An 18,094-nucleotide genomic window follows, 5' to 3' on the forward strand; every position below is an offset into this window, starting at 1 on the left:
CCACCGCACAAAAAGGGGCAACCCTCAATTCCCCCAGCGGAATCCTGACAAAAGCGACTTGGACTTTTTATTTGAAATCAAAGTGGTGCGGGTGAAGGGACTTGAACCCCCACGCCTTGCGGCGCCAGAACCTAAATCTGGTGCGTCTACCAATTCCGCCACACCCGCACTGGCGCAGCACCTTCCGGCGCTGCGTGAGCCGCTGAATAGCAAAGCGCGCCGCAGGATGCGAGAGGAAATCGCACCGGAACCACACTATTCGATTGCGGCACCAAAGACACATCTCAGCCACAGCTTCCCCCATAAGCGAAAAATTGCGCAGACGCGGGCACGGCAAATGGCTAGTGTCTGAAAAAAAAATAAAATGCTACTGAGGCAGAGCGAGAGACCCCATGAAACCGCACGCGAATCCGCCTGCGCAGCATATCGTTGCGCGCATCCTGCAAAGCCGCCGCGAGCAGACCGGCAGCCACGCGGCCCAAAGTTCGGTTACGCTGATTACCGGCACTCCGATCCAGACCCAAGACGGCGCTTTGGCCGTTGAGACTCTGACAGCCGGGGATCAGTTGATTACACGGACGCAGGGCCTCACTCCGCTGAGCAAGATTCGCAAATCCCGCGCCATGATGCATGCGGTCCGCTTCACAGCCGGATCGCTTGGGCACACGCAGCCGGGCGGAGATTTGCTGCTGCCGCTGAACCAGCAGGTTCTGATCCGAGACTGGCGCGCCAAAGCAATGTTCGGCCAGCCGCAGGCCGTGGTTCCTGCGTTCGAACTGATCGATGAGGAGTTCATCCGCGACGAAGGCATGCAGATGTTGGAACTCTGCACCCTGACCTTTGACCGCCCCCATGTGATCTACGCGGGCGGCATGGAGATCGCCACCTCCCGCGCGGCAGGCGACAATCTGCGCCCGGCGGCTTAAAACCCTAGCTTGCGAAATACGGCTGGGATCTGCTCTGGCAGGTCCTCGGCGATCAGTCCGGGGCCGAATTCCAACGCGCAGTCCACATGCAGCCAGGCGGCGCTTTCCGCCGCCTGCATCGGGCTAAGGCCCCGCGCCAGCAAACCGGTGATAAATCCCGCCAGCACATCCCCCGACCCGGCCGTCGCCAGCCAGGGCGCTGCGCGATCAAAATGGGCGGAGTTGACGAAGCATCGCCCATTCGGCGCGGCGATGACCGTATCGGCGCCCTTGAACAGCACCACGCAGCCTGCCCGCACGGCGGCCTCCCGCGTGGCGTCCACCTTGGAATAGGCCGGGCCTTTGGTGGCGGGCGCATTCAGTTTCGCGGCAATATCCGGGAACAGCCGCGCAAATTCGCCGCCATGGGGCGTCAGCACGCAGTTTTCATGCAGCATGGGGAACAGCTCTTCCGGCGCATCGGCAAAGGCTGAGAGCGCATCGGCATCCAGCACCGTGGCCCGCTTGGCCGCCAGTGCCGCAGGAACAAGATCCCGCGCGCGATCAAGCCCCAATCCGGGGCCAAGGCAGAGCGCATTGAGGCGGGTATCCTTCAGCGCCTGAGCCAGAGCCACAGCATCTACCACCCGTTGCAGCATCAGGGCGGTGATCTGGCAGGCGACCTCCTGCTGGGCGCTTGGCGGCACACCGAGCGTCACCAGCCCCGCCCCGATCCGAAGCGCGCCCCGCGCCGACAGCCGTGCCGCACCTGTCTTGCCCGCACCGCCCGTCAGGATCAGGGCGTGGCCGTGGGAGAATTTGTGGCCGGAGCCTTTGCCAACCAAGGATGGATTGGCCAGTTGTACAATATCTCCCGGCGGGACCGCCGGGCAGCCCCCGACCGCCCCCATGGGCGGGGGCTTCACCCCCACCCGCGGACGGGGGATGCCCTTGAGACCAATGTCCTTGACCACGAGTTTCCCACAAAGCTCTGATCCGCCTCCAAGGAAATGACCCAGTTTTTGCTGATGGAATGTGACCGTTAGGTCCGCTCCAATAGCAGCACCAAGCGTCTGCCCACTATCTGAGCAGACACCACTGGGAAGGTCGACCCCAACGACCCGCACACCGTTTTCCGCCAATAGAGATCGTGCTGTTGAAAAGATAGTGAACAGACACTTTAACGGTCGCGTTAGGCCAGTTCCAAACAGCGCATCAACGAGAAGATCAAACCGATCAGGCGTTCTTAGGCCGTCATCCAGCAGCGGCGGAGGATCGATGGCCCGTACCGTCACATCTCCCATCTCCGACCACCGCTCATAATTCGCCTTCGCATCCGGCGGCAGTTTGGCCGGGTCGCCGTAAAGGAAAACCTCCACCGCCCAGCCGCGCTCCTTGAGCAGCCGCGCGACCACGAAACCGTCGCCACCGTTGTTGCCGGGACCGCATAGGACCACGGCGCGATTGCCGCCCGCGTCCAGATCGGGCCATTCCTCGAAAATCGCCTCCACCACGCCCTGCCCGGCCCGCTCCATCAGCTCCAGGCCGGTCACCTTACCTGACTCGATTGCGGCCTGTTCGATGGCGCGCATCTGGGCAGCTGTCAGCAGTTCGGTCATTCTCCAGGCTCCCGCGATTCAATTCTGATTATTTTTTGTGCGTAGTGACTATTTTTTAAACACATGCGCTCATTTTGCAGGCTGATTTTCCGGCATCTTTGGCCGCATCCATTGTCGCCAGCATTTAGAAATGATCTGACCAGCTTCGACAAGGTTGTGAGGAGCCCACGAGATGAAAAAGATCGAAGCCATCATCAAACCGTTCAAACTGGACGAGGTGAAAGAGGCGCTGCAGGACGTCGGTGTACAGGGCCTGTCCGTGATCGAGGTTAAGGGCTTTGGTCGCCAGAAGGGGCACACGGAACTTTATCGCGGCGCCGAATACGTCGTCGATTTTCTGCCCAAGGTGAAAATCGAGGTGGTTCTTGACGACGATCAGGTGGACGGCGCGATCGAATCCATCGTGAACGCGGCAAAGACAGACAAGATCGGCGACGGCAAGATCTTCGTCAGCCCGGTCGAGCAGGCCATCCGCATCCGGACCGGCGAAACCGGCCCCGACGCACTTTAATACCAGATACCGCCAGCGCGCCTAGATTGCCAAAGGCAGCGTAGCGGGTTGGCGCAGCAACACACGAATTTTCTTACGGAGAGGAAAGCACCAATGAGCAAGGACGCAGTTCTGAAGCTGATCAAGGACGAGGAAGTCGCCTATGTCGACATCCGGTTCACCGACGTACGTGGTAAACTGCAGCACGTCACCGTAGACGTGGACATGGTCGACGAGGATTTCCTCGAAGAAGGCTTCATGTTCGATGGCTCCTCCATCGCGGGCTGGAAATCGATCGAAGCTTCGGACATGAAGCTGATCCCCGACACCGAGAGCGCCTATATCGACCCGTTCTACGCGGAAAAAACCATCTGCATCCACTGCTCGGTTGTTGAGCCCGACACCGGCGAAGCCTACGAGCGTGACCCGCGCGGCACCGCACAGAAGGCCGAAGCCTACCTGAAGTCCAGCGGCATCGGCGATGCGGCGTTCATGGGCCCGGAAGCGGAATTCTTCCTGTTCGACGACGTGCGCTTCTCCAACTCGATCAACAAGGTGTCCTATGAAGTCGACGCGACCGACGCGTCCTGGAACACCGATGCCGAGTATGAAGTTGGCAACATGGGCCACCGTCCCGGCGTCAAGGGCGGCTACTTCCCGGTCAACCCCGTCGACGAAGCACAGGACCTGCGTTCCGAGATGCTGTCGACCATGAAGCGTCTGGGCATGAAGGTGGACAAGCACCACCACGAGGTTGCCTCCTGCCAGCACGAACTGGGCCTGATCTTCGACAGCCTGACCAAACAGGCGGACGAGCTGCAGAAATACAAATACGTGATCCACAACGTCGCGCACGCCTACGGCAAATCGGCAACCTTCATGCCGAAACCGATCGCAGGCGACAACGGCACCGGCATGCACGTGAACATGTCCATCTGGAAAGACGGCAAGCCGCTCTTTGCTGGTGACAAATATGCGGACCTGTCCGACGAAGCCCTGTGGTTCATCGGCGGCATCCTGAAGCACGCGAAAACGCTGAACGCCTTCACCAACCCGTCCACCAACTCCTACAAGCGTCTGATCCCCGGCTTCGAAGCTCCGGTTCTGCGCGCTTACTCCGCCCGTAACCGTTCCGGCTGCGTGCGTATTCCGTGGACCGAAAGCCCGAAAGCCAAGCGCGTCGAGGCCCGCTTCCCCGATCCGGCCGCAAACCCCTACCTGGCGTTTGCAGCCCTGCTGATGGCCGGCCTGGACGGCATCAAGAACAAGATCGATCCCGGCGAAGCCATGGACAAGAACCTCTATGATCTGCCCGCCGAAGAGCTGGCCGACATCCCGACCGTCTGCGGCTCCCTGCGCGAAGCGCTGGAATGCCTGGCGGCCGATCACGAGTTCCTGCTCCAGGGCGACGTGTTCACCAAAGACCAGATTGAGGGCTACATTGCGCTCAAGATGGAAGAGGTCGAAACCTACGAGCACACCCCGCACCCGGTTGAGTACGGCATGTACTACAGCTGCTAATAGCTGCGGCAGTCGAAACCATGAAAGAGCGCCCATCGGGCGCTCTTTTTCATTCACAGGTCCGGCCTTCAGTGGGGCACCCAGTGGCAGCCTTCAGATCTGGAGCGATGCGGGCGCTTCAGAAAAGGTTAAGCTCTGCCACCATAATGTCGTAGGGTGCGACATGAGTTTCTCAGAATAGCGAGCGTTCATAATGCAGAAATTCAGCCTCAGGGATCTTGAGCTGATCGACGGCCCGCCCCACCCGGAATTCGACAACCTGACCCGGTTGGCACAACGCACCATTGGCGCCCCGGTGGCTCTGCTCTCCACCATCGACAGCGACGCAAAACGTCAATTCTTCACCAGTCAGACCGGGCTTGGCGGCCCGGCGGCAGAGGATCGGCACGCGCCTCTGTCTCATTCCTTTTGCCAGCACGTGATCCAAAAGGATGCCCCCGTGGCTGTTGAAGATGCCCCAAACCCTCCCCCGGATCTGGGCACGGGTATTGCCCAGGGGCTTGGCATTGGTTCCTATCTTGGCGTGCCGGTTTATCGACCCGGCGGTGTACCCGCTGCGGTGCTGGCGGTAATCGATGACAAACCGCGCGCCTGGACTGAGGTGGACATATCCCTGCTGCGGCAACTGGCCTTTTGCGCCACCGATGCGATCCGGACGCGGGCAACCCTGCTTGAAATGGCACATATCAACCGGGAGAGGCGCGAATTCACTTATGCGGTTTCGCATGATCTGAAATCGCCAGCCAATACGCTCAACCTGCTGCTGCAGGAGCTGGATGCCGAACGCGACCGGCTGAGCGAGGACGGAATTTTCCTGCTGGAGCAAAGCCAGAAGACCGCAGCCCGCATGATGCGGCAGATGAATGACATTCTGGAATACTCCCGCGTGGTTGGCGCCCGCATCCAAAAGCGGGACATCGATCTCAACACGCTGGTGGGCGAGCTGGTGCAGGATCTGCAAGGCGAGATCCTGCATGCCGGGGCCACCGTCGACATTGGCCCCCTGCCGGTGGTGACTGGCAACCGAATGCAATTGCGCTGCCTATTTCAGAACCTGATCACCAATGGCATCACCTTCCGCTCAGGCGCGCGCAAACCCATCGTCTCCATTACGTCCGTTTCCGGGGCCAACAAGGGGCAGGAACGCATCGACGTCACCGACAATGGCGCTGGGATCTCAACCTCAGATCAGCAGCAGATTTTTCAGCTGTTCAAGAAGCTGCACAACCCGAATGAATACGATGGCACCGGCATCGGACTGACACTCAGCCGCCGGATCTGTTCCAACCACAATGGCCTGCTGGAAGTGTCCTCTGAGGTCGGACAAGGCTCCACCTTTCGGGTTACCTTACCAAGCGGATCCTCTGCGAACTGAACCGATCAACCGCGTTCGGCCATCGCTGTGGATGACAAAGGCAAATGCGCGGGGCAGTCATTCTTGAACCCCGCCCGTTCTGCCTGTAAAGCCGTCGCTCCCCGGACCCGCAGGAGACAGGCCAATGACCGCCCCCATGACTTTAGGCATCGATTTTGGCACCTCCAATTCGGCGGCAGGTGTGGCGGCGGGCGGGCGCCCCTGGCTGATTGAACTGGAACCGGGCGAACAGACCCTTCCCACTGCCGTTTTCTTTGATCCCGACAGCGGCAAGATGCGCATAGGACGCAGCGCCACCCGGGCGCTGATTTCCGGCGACGAGGGCCGCTTCATGCGCGCCCTCAAAAGCCTCCTTGGAACGCCCCTGCTGCACGAGGAACGTCGCCTTGGCTGGCAGCGAATGACCCTTTCGGCGGTAGTCACCCAGTTTCTGGCCGAGGTCAAAGCCCGCGCCGAGGCGCAGACCCACATGACATTCACCCATGCCCTGTCGGGCCGTCCGGTGCGGTTTCACAGCCGCGATGAGGCCCGCAATGCCCAGGCCGAAGACGACCTCCGTGCCTGCTACCTGGCTGCCGGATTTCAGGACGTGCGCTTCATGCTGGAGCCCGAAGCGGCGCTGCGCGCAACCGAGGCCCGCTCGGGGCTGGGGCTGATTGTCGATATCGGTGGGGGCACTTCGGACTTTACCGCCTTCCGGCAGGACGCTGACGGCACCACTGATATTCTGGCCTCCTACGGGATTCGTCTGGGCGGCACCGATTTCGACCAGAAGATCAGCCTAGCCCGTGTTATGCCGCTTCTGGGGCGTGGTAGCAGCATCCGCAACAGTTTCGGCAGCGGCACCCTGCCCGCGCCGAACCGGATCTACAACGATCTGTCCAGCTGGCAGATGATCCCGTTTCTTTATACGCCCGAGCACCGCCGCGCCGCACGTGACCTCCAGCAACAGGCGAGCGAGCCGGACAGGCTGGCGCGCCTCGTTAGCACGCTGGAGGATGAACTGGGCCACGACATCGCCTTTGCGGTGGAGCGCGGCAAGATCGCAGCCAACCAACCGCAGGACGCCGACGCACAGATCGATCTCAAGGTTCTGGAGCGCGGCCTGCAGGCCTCTCTTTCTGGCGATGACATCTCGGCCCTACTGGAGGCACAGATGCAGGAACTGGCCGAAACCGCCGCAGAGACACTGAAACTGGCAGGCACTGCTCCGGAAGAGGTTAACCGCATCGTTCTGGTTGGGGGCTCGGCGCTGCTGGGCTGTCTGCAGCAGGAAATTCAGCAGCTTTGCCCCGGCGCGACGGTGGAAAACCGTCATGCGCTGACGGCCGTGGCTGACGGATTGGCCATCGCCGCCGCCGAGGCCTTTGCCTGAGAGCAACACCAGCGCCGAAACGCGCCATATGTCCGTATATTTTCTGCGCGAGAGCGGTAGGCTGGAGGCATCCAGTTCCAGTTTCCGAAGGTTTCCGCCATGCGTATTTTGCCAGTTCTTTGCCTGACCCTGACCTCTTTGCTGCCGGTCGCCTCTGTGGCCGCCTCCTGTGGCAACACCTCTGCGGGCTTTGCCAGCTGGAAGGCAGAGTTTGCCGCCGAGGCCAAGCGCGCGGGCGTCAAGCGCAAGGGGCTGAAGGCATTGGCACAGGCACAATACGCCAGCCGCACCATCGCCGCCGACCGAAACCAGAAAAGCTTTCGTTACAGCCTGGAAAAATTCATGCAGCTGCGTGGATCAGCCACGATTGTTGCGCAGGGCCGCAAACGCAAGGCCCGCAATCCGGAATTCTATGCGGCGCTGGAAAAGAAATACGGCGTGCCCGCAGGTGTCCTGATCGCCATTCATGGTATGGAAACCGCCTTTGGCCATTTCATGGGCGACAGCCAGGTGGTCTCTGCCATCGTGACCCTGACCTACGATTGCCGCCGCTCTGATTTCTTCCGGCCCCATGCTATCGGCGCGCTGAAGCTGGTGGATCAGGGCGCGATCACCCCCGCGACACTCGGCGCCAAACATGGCGAGCTCGGCCATACGCAATTCCTGCCCGGAAATGCGCTGACCTATGGCGTGGACTGGACCCGCGACGGGCGCGTCGACTTCTATAATCAACAGGATGCGTTGGCCTCGACCGCGAATTACCTGCGCAAGAAAGGCTGGAAACGGGGCAAGGGATACCAGCCGGGGCAGCCGAATTACAAAGTCCTGAAACAATGGAATGCGGCAACCGTTTATCAGCAATCGCTGGCCATCATGGGGCAGCAGATCGACGGCTGAACGTAGGGCTTGGCGCGCGACCGCGGATTGCTGGCACGGGAGCCGACTGAGTCCACTCCCCCATACTGCGAACAGTCCGTCCATTTGCCGTGCATTGTAATCACTATGGCATCAACATGGCCGCAGGGCGCCCGGTTTCAGCCACATTCGGCTGGGGCTTGCGCCAAACACGACTGACATCACATTGTTTTTATTTGAATAAAAATTTACAGACCTGCCCTGGCGGGATTTTTTACCCCGCCCCTCAGAACCTGTTCTGATGCCTCACTTTGTGCCTTTTCCCTTTGTAATCTTGGGTTAACGGCACCCCGAACGAAGGAGGCTTGAGAATGACACAGGTAGAACAGTTCAAAGGCAGGCTCGGTTTCAAGACCCGCAGCAACCGGCTCCTCAACAAGGGGCTGATCCAGGCGGTCGATATGCTTGAGGAATACGGCCACCCGATGGCGCAGATCAACACTCGGGCGGCAAACCGGATCGAGATGGAAGGCGATCAGTACCGGGTTATCCTGCGGCTGCGGCGCCTACCGCTGCGGCTTGGCATTCATGTTCCGGCCGGCCTTTCTGCTCCGGCAATCTTCCTTGAGGTCACCATGGAGCGCCTCTACCCCAGCGGCAGTGATAGCGAGATCACCGAGATCCTGCTCGCGGTTCTCCTGCGCCGTCTGGCCGAAACGCTATCGCCCACGGTGGTGTTCTGGCAGGACGCGCCCAAGGCGATGACCTGCGACGCTTTTCTCGGCGTCTTCAACCTGCATCACGCGGAAGACATGGCAGATACGGCAGAGGCGCAGGCCACGGCCGAAAGGACGCCGGGCTCCCTGCTCAGCCGCCCGGCGTCCGACAATATCCACCCACGTAGTGCCTTACCGCGGCGCCGCTCCGCCCGGGCTGCCCTGCCCGCGCCCTCCCCGTTCAAACCGACCGGCAAATCGCGGACCTCGGCAAAACTGTTTGCCGCCCGCAGTGGCGCAAACCCGGCGCCCGTGGCCGGGAAGCCGCGCGGACGTTCCTGTTTCGCGCCGGTAGAGGCGATGGCAGATGATCTGGACCAGCAATGCGCCCGCCACGTGCGCACCGATCCAGCACACGCCGATCAGGTCGTGGATCTGTCGGGCCTAAAACCCGCTCAAGGCGGTGCGCGGGCGCAAGGCATCGTGACATGGGCTGCAACCGGACTGGTTGCGATGCTGTCGGCGCCCGCTGCCCTGCTGCTTTTGCTGGTTGAATTGCTCAGGGGCTCCCAGCTGACCCCGCGCAGGCAAGCCCTGAGCCTTGGTGTCTTTCTGGCCCTGCTGCAAAGTACGGAAATGGTTCAAGCCGCAGCAAAGGTCCTGAAGCTGCCTACCCCCTGAACTCCGGAGCCTCCGGACCAGAGGGCCCTTGCCGGATGCAGCCTATACGGTCTCGATATCCTGCTCGTCCTGCTGCCATTGGCGCAGGACGTCGGCGCGGCTCAGCACGAAGGTGTGGATCGAAAAGACAACCGCGCGGGTGCGAGGCAGACGCAGAATGCTCTGCGTTTCGCTGCGCATGAACCCGGCTTCTCCGCTGCGCGGCTGTTCGCGCGGCGCATTGGCGCTGCGGGGCTGGTGCAGCATCGGATCGTGATACCACAGCGCATTGAACCGCCACAGCGGGCGATCCACCTGCACGCCGTCAAACAGCCGCTGCACCCGGGCCGCAATATTGGCGTCATAGCTGTCGACCGGCACATGAATGGCAGTCAACGGACGCATGAATTTTTCAGACAATGTCCAGCTTGCCGGGAAACACAGAACCGCGCCGGTTAGCACGTGCTCCGCCGCGCCTTCCGGTTTCTCCAGAATGCAGAAATCCTGCTGGGTGATCCGGCCAAGGGTTCCCAGGGGATCCAGCCAATCGATCCGCACCGTCACCCCATCGGGGCGCTGCACTTGATCCTCAGCACCGGGGTACAGATGGGCCAGTACGCGTTCCAGCAATTCTTCGGCAGCGGGACGGCCGCCCTCATCCAGCATCAGGACCTTGTCCCGGGCCGTGTCCAGCAGGCGCTCACGCTCCGCCATCTGGTCGCCAAAGGCATCATCCGAACGCAGCCAATCGGCCACCGGCAGGGGTTTGATCCCCGGCAAACGTTGCGAGGCAAGCGGGTTGTACGGGATCTGGGTCTGTAGAATCGCTGTCATGTTATGGTGCTAGCATAAATTTGATCAAAAGGAGGAGACCCTGTGTCCCGTTCAGCCAAAAACCACTAAAAAATCACGCGACCCACCGTCGCAGAGGCAGGTCTAGGCGCACTGCCGTCAACAGGCACTGGCCCCGCGCAGAAATCCCGGCAGTTTCTCACGCACTACCAGCACACTAGGCGCTGTTGTTCGCTCTTCCAGCCGGTCCACAGGTACCCACTCCAGCGCGTGGGATTCGTGGCTGACCTGAATTTCCCCCGCCGCAGCGCGAAACAGGAAACGCACGTCATAGTGCAGATGTGCGCATTCTTTGGGCGATGCCGGAATTTCATGAATATCGACGTCAAACACCTGCGGCGACAACATCTCAAGCCGGGAAAGGCCACTTTCCTCATAGGCTTCCTTTTGGGCCACAAAGGGCGCATCGGCAATCCCGTCGCAATGGCCGCCGAGCTGCAGCCAGCGGTCCAGTTTTGCGTGGTGGGTCAACAGGACAGACGACATATCCGCAGAGAGAACAAAGGCCGAAGCGGTAACGTGCCCGGTGGCCGGATCGCGACCAAAGGCGCGGGGTTCTGACGCACAGAACCGGCCAAGACGGAACCACATGTCATGGTCGCGTACTGTTACAGGGCTGTACCCTCCGATGCCGATGATGTGCTCCATGGTCTCGCCCCTTCACCTTCACGTGTTATTTTCGGCCCGCGCCTTGCCGAACCCCGCCTGCTGCCGCACCTTAGGATTGAGAAAACCAAAGGCCAATCTTCCATGCCCACAGAACGCATCACGTTTCCCGGACACGCCGGGACCGCGCTAGCTGCGCGCCTCGACTTGCCCGAGGGGCCTGTCCTTGCCACCGCCCTGTTCGCACATTGCTTTACCTGCTCCAAGGACATCCCGGCCGCCCGGCGCATCGCGGGGCGTCTGGCCTCGATGGGTATTGCGGTTCTGCGCTTTGACTTTACCGGTCTTGGACATTCGGATGGGGAGTTCGAGAACACCAGCTTCTCCTCCAATGTCTCGGACCTGATTGCCGCCGCGCAGTATCTGGCGGGGCGTGATATGGCGCCGCAGCTGCTGATCGGGCATTCGCTGGGCGGCGCCGCGGTTCTGCGCGCCCGCGCGGGCATTCCTTCGGTGCGCGGTGTGGTGACCCTCGGCGCGCCTTATGATCCCGAACATGTGGCCCACAACTTTGGCTCCCAGCTGACCGAGATCGAAGCGGTCGGCGCCGCCGAAGTCTGCCTTGGCGGGCGTCCCTTCACCATTCGCCGCCAGTTTCTTGACGATATCCGCGCCAGCGCCTTGGGCCCCTGCATTGCAGGTCTGGATGCGGCCCTTCTGGTGATGCATGCCCCACGCGATGAAACCGTCGGGATCGACAACGCGGCCGAGATCTTTGCCGCCGCCAAACACCCCAAGAGCTTTGTCACGCTGGATGACGCGGACCATCTGATTTCCCGCGCGCAGGATGCCGAATACGCCGCCGAGGTGATTGCCGCCTGGGCCGGGCGCTATGTGGAGATGACACCGCCCGCCCCGCCCCCCGGCGCGCCCGAGGGGATCGTGCGGGTTGCCGAAGCCGATCCCGAAGGCTTCCTGCAGGACATTCAGTCCGGCCCCCATCACCACGCGCTGGCCGATGAACCGCTGGCCTATGGCGGCACCAATCGGGGGATGTCCCCCTATGGTTTCGTCGCAGCGGGGCTTGGCGCCTGCACCTCGATGACCATCCGGATGTATGCCCGGCGCAAGGAATGGCCGCTTGACAGCGTTTCGGTTGATGTGTGCCACGACAAGGTGCACGCGCAGGATGCTGCCCCGGCGGGTCCGGCCAAGATCGATCAATTCACCCGGAAAATCAGCCTCTGCGGCACCCTGACACCGGATCAGCGCGCAAGGCTGTTGGAGATCGCCGACAAATGCCCGGTGCATCGCACATTGGAAAGCGGTGCCCGGGTGATCACGGTAGACATTTCGCCTCACTAAGTTCAGCGCTGCTGAGCGTAGTCCATATACGACACGGACAGGCGGCTTTTTCGCCGCCCGTCCGCGCAATTCCTGCGCCGATTGATCGATATCAAGGCCCGCCCTTCGTTCTTAGCCATGATCGCCTGCAATGCATTCGCACCCTTATTGGCACGACAGGAGACGCAACATGGGACTGGTGAAGAAACTGGAGCAAAGCTCGGACCTCGTGAACGGCATGGCCGACCGCCTTGGTATCGACATGGGCGAGATCATCGCTCGTGACCCGGAGCACGAAGGCCCCAAGCTGATGCGCGCTATCATGCGCTGCAGCCATTGCGACGATCAGGCAGGCTGCACCCAGTTGCAAGCGGATCAGGACCATCTGGACGCGGCCCCGACCTATTGCCGCAACAAGGACGTCTTTGACCGTATCAGCCAGGGCTGACCCGATCAGCTAGGCTCCGCGGCGGGCGGACAATACGTCCCGCCCCCGCCGTGGCGGCTTGTTCCTTTGGGCAGAGCGGTCTATGACGCGGCGCAAGTGTTCCCGCAATTGCGAAAGGTGTTTCCGCCGATGATCCCCCGTTATGCCCGCCCCGACATGGTCGCCATCTGGTCCCCCGAGACCAAATTCCGCATCTGGTACGAGATCGAGGCGCACGCCTGTGACGCGATGGCCGATCTGGGCGTGATCCCGCGCGAAAACGCCGACGCCGTCTGGAAGGCCAAGGACGTGGAATTCGACGTCGCCCGCATCGACGAGATCGAAGCCGTTACCAAACACGACGTCATCGCCTTCCTGACCCATCTTGCAGAACACGTGGGCAGCGAAGAAGCGCGTTTCGTGCACCAGGGCATGACCTCATCAGACGTGCTGGACACCTGCCTCAACGTGCAACTGGTGCGCGCTGCCGACATCCTGCTTGCCGATATGGACAACCTGCTGGCCGCGCTGAAAAAGCGCGCGATGGAGCACAAGAACACCGTGCGCGTCGGCCGTAGCCACGCCATCCACGCCGAACCCACCACCATGGGGCTGACCTTCGCCCGTTTCTATGCCGAGATGGACCGCAACAAGGCGCGCCTGCAGCAGGCCCGCGAAGAGATCGCCACCGGCGCGATTTCCGGCGCGGTCGGCACCTTTGCCAATATCGACCCCGCGGTGGAAGAGCACGTCTGCGAGAAACTGGGCCTCAAGCCCGAACCGATTTCGACCCAGGTCATCCCGCGCGACCGTCACGCGATGTTCTTTGCCACGCTGGGCGTCATCGCCTCCTCGATCGAGAACGTCGCCATCGAAATCCGCCACATGCAGCGCACCGAAGTTCTGGAAGGCGCCGAATTCTTCTCGATGGGCCAGAAAGGCTCCTCGGCGATGCCGCACAAGAAGAACCCGGTGCTGACCGAGAACCTGACAGGTCTGGCGCGCCTGGTCCGCATGACCGTGATCCCGGCGATGGAGAACGTGGCGCTGTGGCACGAGCGCGATATCTCGCACTCCTCGGTCGAACGCGGCATTGGCCCGGACGCCACCGTGACGCTGGACTTTGCCCTGAACCGTCTGACCGGCGTCATCGACAAGATGCTGATCTTCCCCGAGAACATGCTGGAAAACATGAACAAGTTCCCCGGCCTGGTGATGTCGCAGCGGGTGCTGCTGGCGCTGACGCAAGCGGGCGTGTCCCGCGAAGACGCCTATTCCATGGTGCAGCGCAACGCGCTGAAGGTCTGGGAAGAGCGCCTTGATTTCCAAGAACTGCTGCTTGCAGACCCCGAGGTTGTTGCTGCCCTCGGCGAAGATGGCATCAAGGAAAAATTCGACATGGGTTATCACACCAAACATGTCGACACGATCTTCAAACGGGTGTTCGGCGCCTGAACGGTAGCCCCATCTGACATGTGACAGCGCCCCGCCAAAATGGCGGGGCGTTTTTCATTTACGCACCCGCCACTGGGCAAATATTCGCCAGAGAGTACCGGAAGCTCCCTTTTCCTAGGAATTCCCCTCCCTTGAGCTGGTAAATCAGGCTAGATTCCCTCCATAACCCGTAATGAGGATCCCCAATGCGTGCCATCGTTCTTGCAACCGTGATGTCCCTGCCCGCGATGTCACTTTCCGGGGCAGCCTTTGCCGCTGGCGACAATACCTTCACGGCTCCGACCACCACGCAAACCACCAAGGAATGTACCGGAGCGCAGGTCTGGGACGAAAAAAAAGGCAAATGCGTAGACGCCAAGGATTCGGCGCTGGATGCCGATACGCTGTATGACGCGGTGCGTGAACTGGCCTATGCGGGCCGACTGAAGGACGCGCAAATGGTTCTGGCCGCGATGCCGGATCAAAGCGAAGGTCGGGTCCTGACCTACTGGGGCTTCACCGCCCGTAAGCTCGGCCAGCCAGATGAGGCCAACGCCTATTACCAGCGCGCCATTGCTACCGATCCCGACAACCTTCTGGCCCGCTCCTATATGGGGCAAGGCTTTGTCGAGGAAGGAAAACTGGGGCTGGCCCTGGCACAGTGGAAGGAAATCCGTGCGCGTGGCGGCACTGGCAGCTGGCCTGAGGTCTCGCTCTACAAGGCGCTGCAGAGCGGACAAACCTCAAGCTATTGAGCTTTAGTCTTTCTTTACCGCTAATGGCCTATCTTGATCCCAACAGAAAGAGAATCTTTTTGGCAAGGGTCCTATAGATGCAAGACGACCAGATGTTGGCGCTCCCCATGGCGACAGGCGGTGATGGATTGGGAGATTTTTCGGCTCCGGCTCCGCTTGGTGGAATGGGGGAAGGAATGGATAGTCCCATGGGTGGATCGCTCGGCGGCTCCGCTTCCCATTTGAGCGGCAAGGCAAAGGCGGCGATCGTCGTACGCCTGCTGCTGAACGAAGGCGCCGACATCCCGATTGAAGAACTGCCCGATGAGCTGCAGATGGAATTGACCCAGCAGATGGGGAAGATGCGCATCGTCGACCGCGAAACGCTGTACGCTGTTGCCGCCGAGTTTGCCGAAATGCTCGACAACGTTGGCCTGACCTTCCCCAACGGGCTGGCTGGCGCGCTGACCGCCATGGATGGTAAGATCAGCCGCCATACCGCCAGCCGCCTGCGCAAAGAGGCCGGCGTGCGCCAATTCGGCAATCCCTGGGACCGTCTGAAACAGCTTGCACCCGAAGATCTCGCCTCGCTCGCCGAAGCAGAAAGCACCGAAGTTGCGGCCGTGCTGCTGTCGAAGCTCGACACCGCCAAGGCGGCACAGATGCTGGCTGCCCTGCCCGGCCCCGTGGCCCGGAAAATCGCCTATGCCGTCAGCCATACCAAAAACGTGACCCCGGACACCGTCGACCGGATCGGCCTGTCCCTGGCCGCGCAGGTGGAGGCCCGCCCGGATCTGGCCTTTGACACCACCCCGGGCCAGCGCGTCGGTGCCATCCTGACCGAAGCCGCCGCAGCCAAACGGGACGAGGTTCTGACCGCACTGGAAGAAGAAGACGAGGAATTCGCCGGCGACGTGCGAAAGGCGATCTTCACCTACGGCCTGATCGCTGAGCGCATGCACCCGCTGGATGTACCCAAGCTGATGCGCGTGCTGTCCCAGCCCGATGTGGTCACCGCCATCGCCTTTGCCAGCGCGGAAGAGGACGTTGCCTCTAGCGAATTCCTGCTGGAAAACATGTCGAACCGCATGGCCAACAACATCCGCGAAGAAGTTACCGAACGCGGCAAGGTCAAACGCGCCGATGGCGAAATCGCCTTCAGCCTGATCGTCAACGCCATGCGCGATCTGGTGAACAACGGGGAAATCGAGCTGAGGTCCGAGGACGGCGAAGAGGACGAGTAAGTCCTGATCTCTCCCGCTGTCTCTACCGATACGCTTCGGGTACCGGCTGACGGCTTGTACACAATGGCGGCCGGGATTAAGTAGACATGCTCTATGTGATCCCAGCCCAGCAGGCCCATACCCACAATGCCCGTCGCCGCCTCCGAGCTTTCTCCGGCCCAAAAAGCAAAGTATTTTGCCAGCAACCTCTTTCTGCGTGGCGTGATCGGCGCCATGGGGCTGATCCCCTATCGCGCGCGGCTGGCGGCCATGGGTCGTCTGGTGCGCGCCGCCGCGCCGCTGGCGGGCTTTGACCGGCGGATCCGTGACAATCTGGCCCTCGTCTGCCCCGACCTGCCGCCCGAGGAGGTGGACCGGCTCTGCCGCGAAGTCCCCGACAACGCCGGGCGCACCTTTGCCGAGCTCTATGCAGGCGCACCCTTCCTTGCCCGCGCCAAGGCTGCGCCAATCACCGGTGAGGGTCTGACCGCGCTCGAGAAAGCACGCGCTGACGGGCGCCCTGTGATTCTGGTCACCGGTCATTTCGGAAATTATGACGCTGCCCGGGCCGGGTTGATCGCACACGGTTTCCCGATGGGGTCGCTCTACCGGCGCATGGCCAATCCCTATTTCAATGATCACTACGTCCGTGCCATCGAAGGCAACGGCAAACCGATGTTCGAGCAGGGCAAACGCGGCATGGTCGAAATGGTCCGCCATCTGAAAAAGGGTGGCAATATCGCCATCGTCGCCGACCTGCACGTGCATGGCGGCGAGGAGATCCCATTCTTCGGCAAACCTGCCGTCACCTCTACCGTTCCTGCGGAACTGGCGCTGAAATACGGCGCGGCACTGATCCCGGTCTACGGCATCCGGCAACCCAATGGCGTTGATTTCGAAATCCGCCTCAACCCGGAAATTCCGGCGTCAGATCCCATCACCATGACCCGCGCGATCTGCGACGATCTGGAAAGCGTCATCCGCAAGCATATGGGGCAATGGTTCTGGATCCACCGGCGCTGGAAAGCATACACGCCGCCGAAAAAGCCCAATACCGATCCCGCGGGATAATGCCGACCACGGCAGGTACAGACGCCCCCAGGAATTGGCGCTGATTACTTCAGCTGCGCGGCGGCGATGATGGGGCCGCTGCCAGCCTCTTGCACCAGCACGGCAAGCGACTGATCCCCGGGCAGCGGTACCGTCAGGGTCAGACCCTCCTGTCCGTCCCATTCCGCGACCTGCTGCCAATCCTCGACGATATTGGCATAGGCCATGGTCCGCCCCGCCAATTCTCCGCGGCTGATTGATACCCGGCGCAACGGCGTGAACCGCACCACATCAACCCGCAGCGCCCCTTTGGGCAGCGCGCCGCGAGCCTGCACCGAGATTTCGACACCGGCCGCCGTTGCCGTCAGATCCAGCGCCACCGGCTGCGCGCCGGTCTGGTGCCGTTTGATCGCATCACCTACTTTCAGCGGGTCGGCGGCATGAACATCCTCCTGCCCCATCACGATCATCTGCGGAGTATGAACCATGTTACGGCCCATCGCCCGAGCATAATCCTTTTGCCGCTCAGTATAGGTCGGATCGGCAAAGACGTCCTTCCAGCCGATATAATCCCAGTAGTCGACATGGAACGCCAGCGCCAGAACGTCCTCACGTTCTACCAGTTTGTGCATTAGGGCATCGGCCGGCGGGCAGGACGCACAGCCCTGCGAGGTAAAGAGCTCTACCACCACCGGCTGATCCACCTCTTCCGCACGGATCGCGGCAGGCATCGCAAGGCACAACACACTGGCAAGAGCGGCAAAACGCATCATTGTTCGGAGTACCCCTTTGGTCGTGATCCGCAGGCCAACTCTCGCTGGCCCCCCGGTGTACCCCACCCCAATTCTGAACACCAATCAATCATTCTTGAGACTTGGTTTACCCTTTGCATGCGCTCTTGTGTACTA

The 18,094-nt window shown here is 61.3% G+C and carries 17 protein-coding genes and 1 tRNA gene; 13 read left to right on the forward strand and 5 right to left on the reverse strand.

Annotated features, from left to right (window positions below; genetic code table 11):
- Window positions 1–83: 83 nt before the first annotated feature.
- Window positions 84–168: transfer RNA gene (locus SM765_RS08850), tRNA-Leu, on the reverse strand.
- Between the two features lie 224 nt (window positions 169–392).
- Between SM765_RS08850 and SM765_RS08855 the strand changes: the two genes are divergently transcribed.
- Window positions 393–926 (forward strand): Hint domain-containing protein, encoded by a 534-nt coding sequence (locus SM765_RS08855; protein ID WP_065270446.1) that lies wholly within the window; start codon window positions 393–395, stop codon window positions 924–926.
- On the opposite strand, the gene SM765_RS08860 is transcribed toward SM765_RS08855, so the two are convergent.
- Complete coding sequence (locus tag SM765_RS08860) at window positions 923–2,524, reverse strand: NAD(P)H-hydrate dehydratase (protein ID WP_274837162.1); 1,602 nt, start codon at window positions 2,522–2,524, stop codon at window positions 923–925. The genes SM765_RS08855 and SM765_RS08860 overlap by 4 nt on opposite strands.
- A gap of 172 nt (window positions 2,525–2,696) precedes the next feature.
- Here SM765_RS08860 and SM765_RS08865 point away from each other — a divergent pair, with 172 nt between their 5' ends.
- From SM765_RS08865 to SM765_RS08890, 6 genes are all read left to right on the forward strand, one after another.
- Window positions 2,697–3,035, forward strand: a complete 339-nt coding sequence (locus SM765_RS08865) for a P-II family nitrogen regulator (protein ID WP_065270448.1) — start codon at window positions 2,697–2,699, stop codon at window positions 3,033–3,035.
- Window positions 3,036–3,128: 93 nt separating this feature from the next.
- On the forward strand, window positions 3,129–4,535 hold the full coding sequence (gene glnA, locus SM765_RS08870; RefSeq protein ID WP_065270449.1) for a type I glutamate--ammonia ligase: 1,407 nt from the start codon (window positions 3,129–3,131) through the stop codon (window positions 4,533–4,535).
- A 193-nt stretch (window positions 4,536–4,728) separates the two neighbouring features.
- Window positions 4,729–5,910, forward strand: a complete 1,182-nt coding sequence (locus SM765_RS08875) for an ATP-binding protein (protein WP_274834379.1) — start codon at window positions 4,729–4,731, stop codon at window positions 5,908–5,910.
- A gap of 124 nt (window positions 5,911–6,034) precedes the next feature.
- Window positions 6,035–7,285, forward strand: coding sequence for an Hsp70 family protein (locus SM765_RS08880; protein WP_274837163.1), 1,251 nt, complete (start codon window positions 6,035–6,037; stop codon window positions 7,283–7,285).
- A 99-nt stretch (window positions 7,286–7,384) separates the two neighbouring features.
- Window positions 7,385–8,182 carry a lytic murein transglycosylase gene (locus tag SM765_RS08885; protein ID WP_274834381.1) on the forward strand — a complete coding sequence of 266 codons (798 nt, stop codon included), beginning with the start codon at window positions 7,385–7,387 and terminating at the stop codon, window positions 8,180–8,182.
- Window positions 8,183–8,511: 329 nt separating this feature from the next.
- Window positions 8,512–9,537 carry a hypothetical protein gene (locus SM765_RS08890; RefSeq protein ID WP_274834382.1) on the forward strand — a complete coding sequence of 342 codons (1,026 nt, stop codon included), beginning with the start codon at window positions 8,512–8,514 and terminating at the stop codon, window positions 9,535–9,537.
- Window positions 9,538–9,579: 42 nt separating this feature from the next.
- Here the strand turns inward: SM765_RS08890 and SM765_RS08895 are convergent, their stop codons facing one another.
- The gene (locus SM765_RS08895; RefSeq protein WP_274837164.1) at window positions 9,580–10,350 is read right to left on the reverse strand and encodes a heme-dependent oxidative N-demethylase family protein; all 771 of its coding nucleotides are present in this window, start codon (window positions 10,348–10,350) and stop codon (window positions 9,580–9,582) included.
- Window positions 10,351–10,467: 117 nt separating this feature from the next.
- Entirely contained in the window at window positions 10,468–11,016 is a 549-nt protein-coding gene (locus tag SM765_RS08900; RefSeq protein WP_274837165.1) for an NUDIX hydrolase, read from the reverse strand.
- 102 nt (window positions 11,017–11,118) lie between these two features.
- On the opposite strand from SM765_RS08900, the gene SM765_RS08905 reads away from it, so the two are divergent.
- From SM765_RS08905 to SM765_RS08930, 6 genes are all read left to right on the forward strand, one after another.
- The gene (locus SM765_RS08905) at window positions 11,119–12,339 is read left to right on the forward strand and encodes a bifunctional alpha/beta hydrolase/OsmC family protein (RefSeq protein ID WP_065270456.1); all 1,221 of its coding nucleotides are present in this window, start codon (window positions 11,119–11,121) and stop codon (window positions 12,337–12,339) included.
- Window positions 12,340–12,508: 169 nt separating this feature from the next.
- Window positions 12,509–12,766, forward strand: coding sequence for a DUF6455 family protein (locus SM765_RS08910; protein WP_274829147.1), 258 nt, complete (start codon window positions 12,509–12,511; stop codon window positions 12,764–12,766).
- Window positions 12,767–12,895: 129 nt separating this feature from the next.
- Entirely contained in the window at window positions 12,896–14,200 is a 1,305-nt protein-coding gene (purB, locus tag SM765_RS08915) for an adenylosuccinate lyase (RefSeq protein WP_368981491.1), read from the forward strand.
- Window positions 14,201–14,385: 185 nt separating this feature from the next.
- Window positions 14,386–14,934, forward strand: coding sequence for a tetratricopeptide repeat protein (locus SM765_RS08920; protein WP_065270459.1), 549 nt, complete (start codon window positions 14,386–14,388; stop codon window positions 14,932–14,934).
- 77 nt (window positions 14,935–15,011) lie between these two features.
- Window positions 15,012–16,157 (forward strand): flagellar motor switch protein FliG, encoded by a 1,146-nt coding sequence (locus SM765_RS08925; protein WP_274837166.1) that lies wholly within the window; start codon window positions 15,012–15,014, stop codon window positions 16,155–16,157.
- Between the two features lie 126 nt (window positions 16,158–16,283).
- Window positions 16,284–17,207: a lysophospholipid acyltransferase family protein gene (locus SM765_RS08930; RefSeq protein ID WP_065270461.1), complete on the forward strand. Its 924-nt coding sequence runs from the start codon at window positions 16,284–16,286 to the stop codon at window positions 17,205–17,207.
- A gap of 44 nt (window positions 17,208–17,251) precedes the next feature.
- Here SM765_RS08930 and SM765_RS08935 read toward each other — a convergent pair whose 3' ends face one another.
- Entirely contained in the window at window positions 17,252–17,959 is a 708-nt protein-coding gene (locus SM765_RS08935; protein WP_342455861.1) for a DUF1223 domain-containing protein, read from the reverse strand.
- Between the last annotated feature and the right edge of the window lie 135 nt (window positions 17,960–18,094).

It is taken from the genome of Pseudophaeobacter sp. 1A09344 (assembly GCF_041008745.1).
Classification (GTDB): domain Bacteria; phylum Pseudomonadota; class Alphaproteobacteria; order Rhodobacterales; family Rhodobacteraceae; genus Phycobacter; species Phycobacter gallaeciensis_A.

Coding starts and splice junctions, on each gene's coding strand:
- glnA (WP_065270449.1), top strand. CDS start 3,129: ATGAGCAAGGACGCAGTTCTGAAGCTGATCAAGGACGAGGAAGTCGCC.
- purB (WP_368981491.1), top strand. CDS start 12,896: ATGATCCCCCGTTATGCCCGCCCCGACATGGTCGCCATCTGGTCCCCC.
- SM765_RS08875 (WP_274834379.1), top strand. CDS start 4,729: ATGCAGAAATTCAGCCTCAGGGATCTTGAGCTGATCGACGGCCCGCCC.
- SM765_RS08900 (WP_274837165.1), bottom strand. CDS start 11,016: ATGGAGCACATCATCGGCATCGGAGGGTACAGCCCTGTAACAGTACGC.
- SM765_RS08860 (WP_274837162.1), bottom strand. CDS start 2,524: ATGACCGAACTGCTGACAGCTGCCCAGATGCGCGCCATCGAACAGGCC.
- SM765_RS08880 (WP_274837163.1), top strand. CDS start 6,035: ATGACCGCCCCCATGACTTTAGGCATCGATTTTGGCACCTCCAATTCG.
- SM765_RS08885 (WP_274834381.1), top strand. CDS start 7,385: ATGCGTATTTTGCCAGTTCTTTGCCTGACCCTGACCTCTTTGCTGCCG.
- SM765_RS08890 (WP_274834382.1), top strand. CDS start 8,512: ATGACACAGGTAGAACAGTTCAAAGGCAGGCTCGGTTTCAAGACCCGC.
- SM765_RS08895 (WP_274837164.1), bottom strand. CDS start 10,350: ATGACAGCGATTCTACAGACCCAGATCCCGTACAACCCGCTTGCCTCG.
- SM765_RS08920 (WP_065270459.1), top strand. CDS start 14,386: ATGCGTGCCATCGTTCTTGCAACCGTGATGTCCCTGCCCGCGATGTCA.
- SM765_RS08905 (WP_065270456.1), top strand. CDS start 11,119: ATGCCCACAGAACGCATCACGTTTCCCGGACACGCCGGGACCGCGCTA.
- SM765_RS08910 (WP_274829147.1), top strand. CDS start 12,509: ATGGGACTGGTGAAGAAACTGGAGCAAAGCTCGGACCTCGTGAACGGC.
- SM765_RS08865 (WP_065270448.1), top strand. CDS start 2,697: ATGAAAAAGATCGAAGCCATCATCAAACCGTTCAAACTGGACGAGGTG.
- SM765_RS08935 (WP_342455861.1), bottom strand. CDS start 17,959: ATGATGCGTTTTGCCGCTCTTGCCAGTGTGTTGTGCCTTGCGATGCCT.
- SM765_RS08930 (WP_065270461.1), top strand. CDS start 16,284: ATGCCCGTCGCCGCCTCCGAGCTTTCTCCGGCCCAAAAAGCAAAGTAT.
- SM765_RS08925 (WP_274837166.1), top strand. CDS start 15,012: ATGCAAGACGACCAGATGTTGGCGCTCCCCATGGCGACAGGCGGTGAT.
- SM765_RS08855 (WP_065270446.1), top strand. CDS start 393: ATGAAACCGCACGCGAATCCGCCTGCGCAGCATATCGTTGCGCGCATC.